We start from the raw sequence: 12,582 nt of genomic DNA on the forward strand, positions 1-12,582 counted from the left end.
AAACTATGTTTGAACCTATGGAACTGACCAACGACGCGGTGATTAAAGTCATCGGCGTCGGTGGCGGCGGCGGTAATGCCGTTGAACACATGGTGCGCGAGCGCATCGAAGGTGTTGAATTCTTCGCGGTGAATACCGACGCTCAGGCGTTGCGTAAGACTGCGGTTGGGCAGACCATTCAGATTGGTAGCGGCATCACCAAAGGTCTGGGCGCGGGTGCAAACCCGGAAGTCGGTCGCAATGCGGCGGACGAAGATCGTGAAGCACTGCGTGCAGCGCTTGACGGCGCAGACATGGTGTTTATCGCAGCAGGCATGGGCGGCGGTACCGGTACCGGTGCAGCGCCAGTGGTTGCGGAAGTGGCAAAAGATTTAGGTATCCTGACCGTTGCCGTGGTGACGAAGCCTTTCAACTTCGAAGGCAAGAAGCGCATGGCATTCGCGGAGCAGGGTATTACTGAGCTGTCCAAACATGTGGACTCGCTGATCACCATCCCGAACGACAAACTGCTGAAAGTGCTGGGGCGCGGTATCTCCCTGCTGGATGCGTTTGGCGCGGCGAACGACGTGCTGAAAGGCGCGGTTCAGGGTATCGCTGAGCTGATTACCCGCCCGGGTCTGATGAACGTCGACTTTGCAGACGTGCGCACCGTGATGTCCGAAATGGGCTACGCGATGATGGGCTCCGGCGTGGCAAGCGGTGAAGACCGTGCGGAAGAAGCGGCAGAAATGGCGATCTCTTCTCCGCTGCTGGAAGATATCGATCTGTCTGGCGCGCGCGGCGTGCTGGTTAACATCACTGCGGGCTTCGACCTGCGTCTGGATGAGTTCGAAACCGTTGGTAACACCATCCGTGCTTTTGCGTCGGATAACGCGACCGTGGTTATCGGTACTTCTCTGGACCCGGATATGAACGACGAACTGCGCGTCACCGTTGTGGCAACCGGTATTGGTATGGACAAGCGTCCTGAAATCACCCTGGTGACCAACAAACAGGTACAGCAGCCGGTGATGGATCGTTACCAGCAGCACGGCATGGCGCCGCTGACGCAAGAGCAGAAGCCGGTCGCAAAAGTGGTGAACGACAATACGCCGCAAACGGCAAAAGAACCGGATTATCTGGATATCCCTGCGTTCCTGCGTAAGCAAGCCGATTAAGAATTGGCTGGAATTTGGGATTCACGGCTCTTTGTGCTAAACTGGCCCACCGAATGTATAGTACACTTCGGTTGGATAGGTAATTTGGCGAGATTATACGATGATCAAACAAAGGACACTTAAACGTATCGTTCAGGCGACAGGTGTCGGTTTACATACCGGCAAGAAAGTCACCCTGACCTTACGCCCTGCGCCGGCCAACACCGGGGTCATCTATCGTCGCACCGACTTGAATCCACCGGTAGATTTCCCGGCCGATGCCAAATCTGTGCGTGATACCATGCTCTGTACGTGTCTGGTCAACGAGCATGATGTACGGATTTCAACCGTAGAGCACCTTAACGCTGCTCTGGCGGGTCTGGGTATCGATAATATCGTTATCGAAGTCGATGCGCCGGAAATCCCGATCATGGATGGCAGTGCTGCTCCGTTCGTCTATCTGCTGCTTGATGCGGGTATTGATGAGCTGAACTGCGCCAAAAAATTTGTACGCATCAAAGAGACGGTTCGCGTCGAAGATGGCGACAAGTGGGCTGAATTTAAGCCGTACAATGGTTTTACGTTGGATTTCACCATCGACTTTAACCATCCGGCGATTGATTCCAGCAGCCAGCGCTATGCGATGAACTTCTCTGCGGACGCGTTCATGCGCCAGATCAGCCGTGCGCGTACCTTCGGTTTCATGCGTGATATCGAATATTTGCAGTCCCGTGGCCTGTGCCTGGGCGGCAGCTTCGATTGTGCCATCGTTGTTGACGATTATCGCGTACTGAACGAAGACGGTCTGCGTTTTGAAGACGAATTTGTTCGTCACAAAATGCTCGACGCGATCGGTGATTTGTTCATGTGCGGTCACAACATTATTGGTGCGTTTACCGCGTATAAGTCCGGTCACGCATTGAATAACAAACTGTTGCAGGCTGTCCTGGCGAAACAGGAAGCTTGGGAATATGTGACCTTCCAGGACGACGCAGAACTGCCGTTGGCTTTCAAAGCGCCTTCGACTGTACTGGCATAATAGCTATACACAAAATCATTCAAGTTGCATCAAGACGGCAACTGAGCGAATTCCCAGGAACGTACGACCAGTACGTGACTGGGGTGAGAGAAGGCAGCCAACAAAGAGGCAGCTTGAAGGATGAAGTGTATACCTGTCGCATAAATTCGACTGGTTAATCTGGCACCCTCTCCGGCCAGGTAAGCCAGTCGTTTTTTTATCTCTTCCGTACGGCGTTTGCCTTCGCCTTTTTCTCTGCCGCTGAACCGAAATACAGTGCGTTCGCTGCTTTCTTAAGCATTTTTATCCTCAGCGCCATGTCATTACTGCTGTAGAGCGTACGCTTTAATGGTAAGATTTGTGCGCAAAAAACGTTTTGAATTCGTAAGCCCACATGCCGGGCATATCAGGGTGGCAATGACGTGAGTGGAATACTGACGCGCTGGCGACAGTTAGGTAGACGGTACTTCTGGCCGCATCTCTTATTGGGGATGGTCGCGGCTAGCTTTGGTCTGCCCGCTCTCAGTAACGCAGCCGAGCCTAATACGCCGGCGAAAGCGACCGCCAGTAACCACGATCAATCCGTTAAGGTTAACTTCAGCCAGCTCGCGCTGCTGGAGGCGAGTAACCGCCGCCCGAATTTTACCGTCGACTACTGGCATCAGCATGCGATTCGCACGGTTATCCGCCATCTCTCTTTTGCCATGGCGCCGCAAACGCTGCCGGTTGCTGAAGAGTCTTCGCCACTTCAGGCGCACCATATTGCGTTACTGAACACGCTCAGCGCGATGCTGACGCAGGAAGGCACACCGCCAACGATTGTACGTCGCGTCGCCCGTGCGCACTTTACGCCTCAGGCCTCATTTAGCGTTCCCGCCTGGATAAGTCAGGCGCAGGGAATCCGCGCTGGCCCTCAACGCCTCAGCTAAAAACAAAAAACCTTCAACTAATTATAGAGACCCGTATCGCGGGGCGTTTGAGATTTTATTATGCTAATCAAATTGTTAACCAAAGTATTCGGTAGTCGTAACGATCGTACCTTGCGTCGTATGCGTAAAGCGGTCGGCATCATCAATGCCATGGAACCGGAGATGGAAAAACTCTCCGATGATGAACTGAAAGGGAAAACGGCAGAGTTTCGCGCGCGTCTGGAGAAAGGCGAAAGCGTTGAAAGCCTGATCCCGGAAGCGTTCGCCGTGGTTCGTGAAGCGAGTAAGCGCGTATTCGGCATGCGTCACTTTGACGTCCAGTTGCTGGGCGGTATGGTGCTGAACGATCGCTGTATCGCGGAAATGCGTACCGGTGAAGGTAAAACCCTGACCGCAACGCTGCCTGCTTACCTGAACGCGTTAAGCGGTAAGGGCGTACACGTCGTCACAGTGAACGACTATCTGGCGCAACGTGATGCTGAAAACAACCGCCCGTTGTTTGAATTCCTCGGGATGAGCGTCGGTATTAACCTGCCGGGCATGCCTGCTCCAGCAAAACGTGAAGCTTACGCCGCCGACATCACTTACGGCACCAACAACGAATACGGCTTTGACTACCTGCGCGATAACATGGCGTTCAGCCCGGAAGAGCGCGTACAGCGTAAACTGCACTATGCGCTGGTGGATGAGGTCGACTCCATCCTGATCGATGAAGCGCGTACGCCGCTGATCATTTCCGGCCCGGCTGAAGACAGCTCGGAAATGTACAAGAAAGTAAACAAGATCATCCCGCATCTGATTCGCCAGGAAAAAGAAGACTCTGATACTTTCCAGGGTGAAGGCCACTTCTCCGTTGATGAGAAAGCGCGTCAGGTCAACCTGACGGAACGCGGTCTGGTGCTGATCGAAGAACTGCTGGTGAAAGAAGGCATTATGGATGAAGGCGAGTCCCTGTACTCTCCGGGCAACATCATGCTGATGCATCACGTAACCGCCGCGCTGCGCGCGCACGCGCTGTTTACCCGCGATGTGGATTACATCGTTAAAGATGGCGAAGTGATCATTGTTGACGAACACACCGGTCGTACCATGCAGGGTCGCCGCTGGTCCGACGGTCTGCACCAGGCTGTGGAAGCGAAAGAAGGCGTGGAAATCCAGAACGAGAACCAGACGCTGGCATCCATCACCTTCCAGAACTACTTCCGTCTGTATGAGAAACTGGCTGGTATGACCGGTACAGCGGATACCGAAGCGTTCGAATTCAGCTCTATCTATAAGCTGGATACCGTTGTGGTTCCGACCAACCGTCCGATGATCCGTAAGGATATGCCGGATCTGGTCTACATGACCGAAGCGGAAAAAATTCAGGCGATCATTGAAGACATCAAAGAGCGTACCGCGAACGGCCAGCCGGTACTGGTGGGTACGATCTCGATCGAAAAATCTGAAGTGGTCTCTAATGAGCTGACCAAAGCGGGCATCAAGCATAACGTTCTGAACGCCAAATTCCACGCCAACGAAGCGGCGATTGTTGCACAGGCGGGCTACCCGGCTGCGGTCACTATCGCCACCAACATGGCCGGTCGTGGTACGGACATCGTGCTGGGCGGTAGCTGGCAGGCTGAAGTGGCGGAGCTGGAAAACCCAACGCCAGAGCAGATCGCGCAGATCAAAGCGGACTGGCAGGTTCGTCATGAGGCGGTGCTGGCGTCTGGCGGTCTGCACATCATCGGTACTGAGCGTCACGAATCTCGCCGTATCGACAACCAGTTGCGTGGTCGTTCCGGTCGTCAGGGTGATGCGGGCTCTTCCCGTTTCTACCTGTCAATGGAAGATGCGCTGATGCGTATTTTTGCCTCTGACCGTGTGTCGGGCATGATGCGTAAACTGGGTATGAAACCAGGTGAAGCCATTGAGCACCCGTGGGTGACTAAAGCGATTGCCAATGCGCAGCGTAAAGTTGAAAGCCGTAACTTCGATATTCGTAAGCAACTGCTGGAATACGATGATGTCGCGAACGATCAGCGTCGCGCTATTTACACCCAGCGTAACGAACTGCTGGATGTCAGCGACGTCAGCGAAACCATCAACAGCATTCGTGAAGACGTCTTTAAAGTGACGATCGATGCGTACATTCCGCCGCAGTCGCTGGAAGAGATGTGGGATATTCCGGGTTTGCAGGAACGTCTGAAAAACGACTTCGATCTGGATATGCCAATTGCCGAGTGGCTGGATAAAGAGCCGGAGCTGCACGAAGAGACGCTGCGTGAGCGTATTCTGGCGCACTCAATCGAAGTGTATCAGCGTAAAGAAGAAGTGGTTGGCGCAGAGATGATGCGTCACTTCGAAAAAGGCGTCATGCTGCAAACTCTTGATTCGCTGTGGAAAGAGCACCTGGCGGCGATGGATTACCTGCGTCAGGGTATCCACCTGCGTGGCTATGCGCAGAAAGATCCGAAGCAGGAATACAAACGCGAGTCCTTCTCCATGTTTGCAGCAATGCTGGAATCGCTGAAGTATGAAGTGGTCAGTACGCTGAGCAAAGTTCAGGTTCGTATGCCTGAAGAAGTAGAAGCGATGGAACAACAGCGCCGCGAAGAAGCCGAGCGTTTAGCGCAGATGCAGCAGCTTAGTCATCAGGATGACGACAGCGCAGCGGCGGCCGCTCTGGCAGCGCAAACGGGCGATCGTAAAGTGGGTCGTAACGATCCTTGCCCTTGCGGTTCCGGTAAAAAATACAAACAGTGCCACGGCCGTCTGAGCTAAGGTCTGAATAAAGACAATGAGGCGCAGGTGACTGCGCCTTTTTTATGGATGTAACCATATGAAAAAACTGCAAATCGCTGTCGGGATTATTCGCAACCCGAACCACGAAATTTTTATTACCCAACGTGCGGCCGATGCTCATATGGCCAACAAACTGGAGTTTCCCGGCGGGAAAATCGAAGCGGGCGAAACGCCGGAGCAGGCGCTGATCCGGGAGTTGCAGGAAGAAGTGGGGATCACCCCGCGTGAAGCGACGCTATTTGAAAAGCTGGAATATCAGTTCCCGGACAGGCACATCACACTGTGGTTCTGGTTAGTTGATTACTGGGAAGGGGAGCCGTGGGGAAAAGAGGGGCAACCGGGGCGGTGGATTGCGCAAAATGCTCTGAATGCGGAAGATTTCCCGCCCGCGAATGCGCCAGTAATTGAAAAGCTGATTGCTGGCTAATGGTGTTTGTAGGCCGGATAAGGCAACGCCGCCATCCGGCAAATTATGGCGGGGGCGCTGCGCTTGCCCGCCCTACGTTTTAGTGGAATTACTTCTGCTCTTCACTCCAGTCGTCGCTTTCTGACAAGTCGCCAGAGCTTGGAATACGCTTCTCTTCAGCGGCCCACTCGCCGAGATCGATCAACTGGCAGCGTTTAGAACAAAATGGACGGAACGGACTCACTTCGCCCCAGACAACGGTTTTCCCGCAGGTTGGGCAGCTAACGGTGATAGTTTCTGACATCTTTACTCCTTAACAACATGCCAGTTCGAAATCGAGGCGCTCAGGCACCAGCCCATTTTCGCTATCCAGCGGCATAAAGCGAATCGCAAAGCGGCTCTTATGCCCGGAAATTTGTGGATAGAGCTGTGAATCAAGCGCCAGTTGCAAACGCAGCAGGTCGGCATCATCGCCATTGTCCTGATAAAAACCATTCAGGCTGGTTTGCTTACGGAACGGCGAGGAATTACGAATTAAATCCAGGATCAGCGTTAATGCCTGATTGAGCGGATTCAGGCTGGCGATCCAGGTTTCAACCTGCGCATCACGCTGTTCCTGCGGCAAATGCAGCCAGATATGCAGGGTCGGCAAATCAAAACTACAACAACCGCCAGGAATACTCAGGCGCTGACGAACCAGAGCAATCAGGCGATCTTCACGTAGTTGCTGCCCGATACGCGGAGCAGAAATCAGAATGCTGCCCGCCGTCTTCAATTGCTGGCGCAGAGCCTCAATTCGACTCTGGTCAACCCCCGGCACTTCAACCCAGGCCTGAAGTTTGCGCTGCTGACGCTCAAGCTCTTTTAGCAACTCGGTCCGCACTTCACCACGTTCGAACACATCCAGCAAATCCCCGATGTTACGGAAAAAATGCAGAGCGTCCGCATGATCTGCGAGGGGCAAATTGACGGAGAGTTGCTGAATCAGAAACTCAATGCGCAGCCATGTACGCATCTTCTCATTGAGAGGGTGTTCAAAAAGGACCTGGGTGTGCATTACGGTTTTTCCTGTGAGACAAACTGCGACGCAAGCTGTAAATAGCGCGCGTGCAGGCGGGCGACATCCGACGCGATAGCGTCCGGTGCGCCATTATTATCAATAACATCATCTGCCACGGCAAGGCGTGCTTCACGCGTTGCCTGGGCAGCCAGAATTTGTTCAGCATGTTCACGCGTCACATCATCGCGCTGCATGGTTCGCAAGAGCTGCGTTTCGGGCGTCACGTCGACCACCAGAACGCGATTGGCTTGTTTATACAGCGCATTTTCGACGAGCAGGGGCACAACCCATAGCACGTAAGGGGACGTTGCCTGCTGAAACTGACGCCGGGTTTCCTGCTGAATTAACGGATGGAGCAGGGCATTCAGCCAGGATTTCTCTTCAGGACTGGCAAAGATACGTTCGCGCAATATCCGACGTTGTAGCGAACCGTCTGGCGCGATAAGTGCAGAACCAAAATGTTCAGCGATCGCCATAAGGGCGGGTTGACCGGGTTCAACCACCTGACGCGCAATAATATCGGCGTCGATAACGTTTATTCCGAGGTCAGCGAATGCATTCGCAACGGTGCTTTTACCACTGCCAATGCCGCCGGTTAAGGCTACTGTATACCTCATAAGTCCAGATCCTGGGATTTAGGTTTGATAATCAAATGGTTAAAAGTTGAGCGCGCGAAGGCGATATTACTGTAGGCATTATCTACTATTCGCCAGGTAAATTTATGGGATTGTAGCGTAAAAAAAGAGAATTTCGCAGTCTTGCGCAAGCCTGATTAGTGCGTATGATAACGTCACTGGAGTTGTGAGTTTCGCTTTTTTGCCATTAACCCCAGGAATCCGCACATGCGTATCGAAGAAGATCTGAAATTAGGTTTCAAAGACGTTCTTATCCGCCCTAAACGCTCTACCCTCAAAAGTCGTTCTGATGTTGAACTGGAACGTCAATTCACCTTTAAACATTCAGGTCAGACCTGGTCCGGCGTGCCGGTTATCGCGGCCAATATGGACACCGTCGGGACTTTCGAGATGGCAAGCGCTCTGGCATCGTTCGACATTCTGACTGCCGTACATAAGCACTATTCCGTTGAGGACTGGAACGCTTTCACCAGTACCGCCTCTGAGGATGTTCTCAGGCATGTGATGGTTTCAACAGGCACCTCCGATGCTGATTTCGAAAAAACCAAACAGATTCTGGCGCAGAGCCCGGCACTGAACTTTGTTTGTATTGATGTGGCAAATGGTTACTCCGAACACTTCGTGCAGTTTGTTTCAAAGGCGCGTGAAGCATGGCCGACAAAAACCATTTGTGCCGGTAATGTGGTGACCGGTGAAATGTGTGAAGAGTTGGTTCTCTCCGGCGCGGATATTGTAAAAGTCGGGATTGGTCCTGGCTCCGTATGTACCACGCGTGTGAAAACTGGCGTGGGCTATCCGCAGCTTTCTGCGGTGATTGAATGCGCCGATGCCGCGCATGGTCTGGGCGGTATGATTGTCAGCGATGGCGGTTGCACCATGCCTGGCGATGTCGCAAAAGCGTTCGGCGGCGGCGCGGATTTCGTGATGCTGGGCGGCATGCTGGCAGGCCATGAAGAAAGCGGCGGTAAAATTGTTGAAGAGAATGGCGAGAAATTTATGCTGTTCTATGGCATGAGTTCTGAATCTGCTATGACCCGTCACGTTGGCGGCGTTGCGCAATATCGTGCAGCAGAAGGGAAAACCGTTAAGCTGCCGCTGCGTGGCCCGGTGGAATACACCGCGCGTGATATCCTCGGCGGCCTGCGTTCAGCCTGTACCTACGTTGGCGCCTCCCGTCTGAAAGAGCTGACGAAACGCACGACGTTTATTCGGGTACAGGAACAAGAAAACCGCGTTTTCAATAGTCTGTAATCCCCTGCGCTGGCGCAGCACAATGCGCCAGCATTATCCCATACCGCTCATCGCATCCCCCAAATGGAAAACGGGCAAATACATTGCCACGACCAACGTACCAATAATGACCCCTGTGATAACAAGCAAGGCGGGTTCCAGTAGCGCCGCCAGGTTATCCGCCAGCGATAGTGTATTCTCACCGTGGTGCCGGGCAAGGTTATGCAACATTGCATCCAGCGCGCCGGAAGTTTCACCGGTCATGACCAACTGTATGCACAATGGGCTGAACTCACCGGCATTTTTAAGCGCCTGCCAGACCGGCTTTCCGGCATGAATATCGCGATGAACCTGAGCTAAACGCTGAGACCAGTAAGGGCAATTCAGGGTTTCTGCGACACTTTCCAGCCCTTGTGAAAAGGGAATTCCGGCGCGTTGCGTTAATGCCAGGATGGTGAAAATCTGCGTGAGTTTTTGGCCTCTGACCAGGCGTGCAATAACGGGACAGCGCAGCAGAAGACGCTGGCGTTGAATCTGCCAGTACGGTTTTTTTATTATTAAACCGTAGATTACCCCCATTGCGACACCGGGCAGTGCCATCAGCCAGCCCCATTGGGCACTCCACTGCGCCAGTGTGATGATGCCCTGCGTCAGTGCCGGTAACGGCGTATTGAATGTCCGGTAAATAGCGGCAAACTCTGGCAGGACAAAGTGCAGCATGGCGAAAACAACCATCACGGCCATCGTCAGAATTATGATGGGATAACGCAGCGCTTTTTTGACTTTGTCAGCAAGCTGTTTTTGGGCATTTTGCTGACGTGCCAGCTCAAGGCAGCATTCATCGAGTTTTCCGGTAAGCTCCCCGGTACGGATCATCGCCTGATAGAGTGGAGGAAAGACCTGCGGCCATTGCGCCAGCGCGGAAGAAAGCGGGGCGCCTTGCTCCAGGTTATGGGCCAGTGTTTGCAGCAGCGCCTGCCATTGTCGACTGGGATGCTGCCCGGCAAGCAATGTCAGTCCTTCGGAAAGCGTAAGCCCCGCTTTGAGAAGCGTCGCCAGTTGGTGGACGATCTCCGCGCTTTGCTCTGCGCGCCAGTGTGCCGCTTTAATGCTCAAGCGTTTTGCGCGTATCGGCATGATGTGCTGATGCTCCAGAGCAACGAGCAGTGCGGCACGATCGTCAGCCCATAAGGCCCCCTCTTCCGAATGGCCCGTGGCGTTAATCCCTTGCCAGCGCCAAAGCTGTTTAGCTGACATGGGGTAGCCCCAGAACGCGCAGGAGTTCTTCAAAGGTCGTCAATCCTTGTTCAACCGCATGACAGCCGTTCTCAAAAAGCGTACTCATCCCTTCCTGTCGGGCGCAGGACTCCAGCGCCTCAACGGTTGCATTGTTGATTAGCAACTGTCGCAATGCGGGCGTAACAGGCAAAACCTCGAAGAGTGCGGTACGCCCATAAAATCCGTGGTAGCAACGTTCGCAACCGGGCGCTTGCCAGCGGGGAAGCGTGGTAGGCCATAGCGCGGCGGGAAGCGAGACAGGCTCTGCGGCAAGATGACGGCAGTACGGACATAATTTTCTGACCAGTCGCTGGGCGACGACCAGCGTCAGGGCGGATGAGATCATCCAACGCGCGACGCCCATCTGTTGTAAACGTATCAGCGTTTCACTGGTGGAGTTGGTATGCAGCGTGGACAGCACCAGGTGGCCGGTTTGCGCGGCTTTAATCGCAATTTCTGCCGTTTCGCCATCACGGATTTCGCCCACCATTATAATGTCGGGGTCCTGACGCAGCAGCGCGCGTAATACGCTCTGAAAGGTAAGTCCGGCGCGCGGATGAATTTGTGTCTGATTAAGGCCCTCGACAGGAATTTCGACCGGGTCCTCTACGCTACAGAGATTCACATCCTGGGTGTTGCGCGCCTGTAGCGCGCTGTAGAGCGTTACGGTTTTTCCACTGCCGGTAGGGCCTGTCACCAGAACCAGTCCCTGCGGTTGCCGTAGCGCCTGCATGAACAGGGCGAGTTGCGTATCAGGCATGCCTAACGCGTTGAGATCAAGCGCCTGCTCGACCTGGTGAAGTAACCGCAGTACCACTTTCTCACCGTCCCGGCAGGGGATGACCGCGACACGAAATGAAACCGCATTGCCCGCAATCGTCACGGTAAATTGCCCGTCTTGCGGGAGTCGATGTTCGGCAATATCCAGATTGCCCAGTACCTTTAACCTTGCCGTCAGTGCCGCGCCAGTGACGGATGACACGCCGGGCAAGGCATGAAGTACGCCATCCACGCGCAGCCTGATTCGGTAGTGGTTTTCCGCAGGTTCAATGTGGATGTCGGAAGCGTGTTTTGCCAGAGCGGATTCCAGCGTCTGCTGCAAAAGTTCCGCCGCCGTGCGGCTATCGTCGGCGATGACGGCCGGGAGCATTTTTCGGGGCTTATGCATATGGCCTTCCATTTGTTGACGAGTCCAGCAGACAATGTCGATCCGCTTTGTTGTGGCAAAGTGCAGGGCGTCCAGCAGTTCATGGGACGGTGAATCTACGACCGCGACGTGAACCACCTCGTTATCGGCATCGAGCAATATTCCCTGATGACGCAGGCACAGCGCCGTAAGTTGCGTGATGTTCATCGCGTTCTCCTTAGCTGGCGTCAAAGCGGAAAACATCTTCACAAGCCTGTTGCAGCGCGCTGTCGCTCTGGATGTTGCAACTGCGCGTCCAGCCGGTGATGCCGTTGGCGTTATCCCAGTTGGGCGTCATGGTGATGCTCAGGCCGTTGAGACTCTCCTGCCCGGTGAGCATTACCACGCCTTTTTCTATGCTCATGCCAGAGACATAGCGGGTGGTGGTCGGAGAGGGGATGCCGTTGCTGCTGGCGTCGCAGGTTGCAATACCGCCGTGTTCCAGCGCGCAGAGTTCGACGGCGGTGCGGTAAGGAACGAATGTCTGCAACATATCCGTCAGTGCGGCTTTGCGCAGGTAGTTCTGGTAGGCCGGAATGCCGGTGGCGCTCAGGATGGCGATAATGCCGATCACCACCATCAGTTCGATAAGCGTAAATCCGCGTTGTTTGTCCATTGTCTGCTCCTTGAGTTAACAGGCGCTACTTTGGCAAACGTAGGGGATAATTCGCGAGCGGCAAAAATCGAAACGGGAAAGGGGATTCAGAAGATTGTTAGCGGGTTGCATAGCAGGGCAGCAGGTTTGCGAGGCCGCCCGAAAAAATGTGCCGGATGGCGGCGTAAACGCCTTATCCGGCCTACGGATTTACATCGTTTGTAGGCCCGATAAGCGAAGCGCCATCGGGCATTATCGGCAGGGCGTTGCATCGTTTGTAGGCCCTGATAAGCGGAGCGCCACCGGGCATTATCAGCCGGGA

General features: G+C 54.1%; 12 protein-coding genes. 6 read left to right on the forward strand and 6 right to left on the reverse strand.

The features are described 5' to 3' along the window. Window positions 1-5 precede the first annotated feature (5 nt). The 5 genes from ftsZ (at window position 6) to mutT (ending at window position 6,297) form a co-directional block, all read left to right on the forward strand. On the forward strand, window positions 6-1,157 hold the full coding sequence (gene ftsZ, locus OGX93_RS13695) for a cell division protein FtsZ (protein WP_004857884.1): 1,152 nt from the start codon (window positions 6-8) through the stop codon (window positions 1,155-1,157). Between the two features lie 100 nt (window positions 1,158-1,257). Continuing rightward, complete coding sequence (lpxC, locus tag OGX93_RS13700) at window positions 1,258-2,175, forward strand: UDP-3-O-acyl-N-acetylglucosamine deacetylase (RefSeq protein ID WP_012134068.1); 918 nt, start codon at window positions 1,258-1,260, stop codon at window positions 2,173-2,175. 401 nt (window positions 2,176-2,576) lie between these two features. Continuing rightward, window positions 2,577-3,083, forward strand: coding sequence for a secA translation cis-regulator SecM (secM, locus tag OGX93_RS13705; protein ID WP_286449866.1), 507 nt, complete (start codon window positions 2,577-2,579; stop codon window positions 3,081-3,083). A gap of 60 nt (window positions 3,084-3,143) precedes the next feature. Beyond that, the gene (gene secA / locus OGX93_RS13710; RefSeq protein WP_047458916.1) at window positions 3,144-5,849 is read left to right on the forward strand and encodes a preprotein translocase subunit SecA; all 2,706 of its coding nucleotides are present in this window, start codon (window positions 3,144-3,146) and stop codon (window positions 5,847-5,849) included. A gap of 58 nt (window positions 5,850-5,907) precedes the next feature. Further along, window positions 5,908-6,297, forward strand: a complete 390-nt coding sequence (mutT, locus tag OGX93_RS13715; RefSeq protein ID WP_230012052.1) for an 8-oxo-dGTP diphosphatase MutT — start codon at window positions 5,908-5,910, stop codon at window positions 6,295-6,297. Between the two features lie 88 nt (window positions 6,298-6,385). Here the strand turns inward: mutT and yacG are convergent, their stop codons facing one another. The 3 genes from yacG to coaE are packed head-to-tail and all read right to left on the reverse strand — an operon-like array spanning window position 6,386 to window position 7,953. Next, entirely contained in the window at window positions 6,386-6,580 is a 195-nt protein-coding gene (gene yacG / locus OGX93_RS13720; RefSeq protein WP_047458910.1) for a DNA gyrase inhibitor YacG, read from the reverse strand. 9 nt (window positions 6,581-6,589) lie between these two features. Continuing rightward, complete coding sequence (gene zapD / locus OGX93_RS13725; RefSeq protein ID WP_012134063.1) at window positions 6,590-7,333, reverse strand: cell division protein ZapD; 744 nt, start codon at window positions 7,331-7,333, stop codon at window positions 6,590-6,592. Next, window positions 7,333-7,953 carry a dephospho-CoA kinase gene (gene coaE, locus OGX93_RS13730; protein ID WP_286449865.1) on the reverse strand — a complete coding sequence of 207 codons (621 nt, stop codon included), beginning with the start codon at window positions 7,951-7,953 and terminating at the stop codon, window positions 7,333-7,335. The genes zapD and coaE overlap by 1 nt, the downstream gene beginning before the upstream one ends. A 225-nt stretch (window positions 7,954-8,178) precedes the next feature. On the opposite strand from coaE, the gene OGX93_RS13735 reads away from it, so the two are divergent. Next, window positions 8,179-9,222, forward strand: coding sequence for a GMP reductase (locus OGX93_RS13735; protein ID WP_230012050.1), 1,044 nt, complete (start codon window positions 8,179-8,181; stop codon window positions 9,220-9,222). A 33-nt stretch (window positions 9,223-9,255) separates the two neighbouring features. Here OGX93_RS13735 and hofC read toward each other — a convergent pair whose 3' ends face one another. From hofC to ppdD, 3 genes are read right to left on the reverse strand one after another with little or no spacing between them, the layout of a single operon-like run. After that, on the reverse strand, window positions 9,256-10,458 hold the full coding sequence (gene hofC, locus OGX93_RS13740; protein WP_214143622.1) for a protein transport protein HofC: 1,203 nt from the start codon (window positions 10,456-10,458) through the stop codon (window positions 9,256-9,258). Further along, window positions 10,448-11,833, reverse strand: coding sequence for a type II secretion system protein GspE (gspE, locus tag OGX93_RS13745; protein ID WP_286449864.1), 1,386 nt, complete (start codon window positions 11,831-11,833; stop codon window positions 10,448-10,450). Before gspE ends, hofC begins: the two co-directional genes overlap by 11 nt. A gap of 10 nt (window positions 11,834-11,843) precedes the next feature. Further along, window positions 11,844-12,281, reverse strand: a complete 438-nt coding sequence (ppdD, locus tag OGX93_RS13750; RefSeq protein WP_200028976.1) for a prepilin peptidase-dependent pilin — start codon at window positions 12,279-12,281, stop codon at window positions 11,844-11,846. Window positions 12,282-12,582 lie beyond the last annotated feature (301 nt).

It is taken from the genome of Citrobacter sp. CK195 (genome assembly GCF_030333365.1).
Classification (GTDB): Bacteria; Pseudomonadota; Gammaproteobacteria; order Enterobacterales; family Enterobacteriaceae; genus Citrobacter_B; species Citrobacter_B koseri.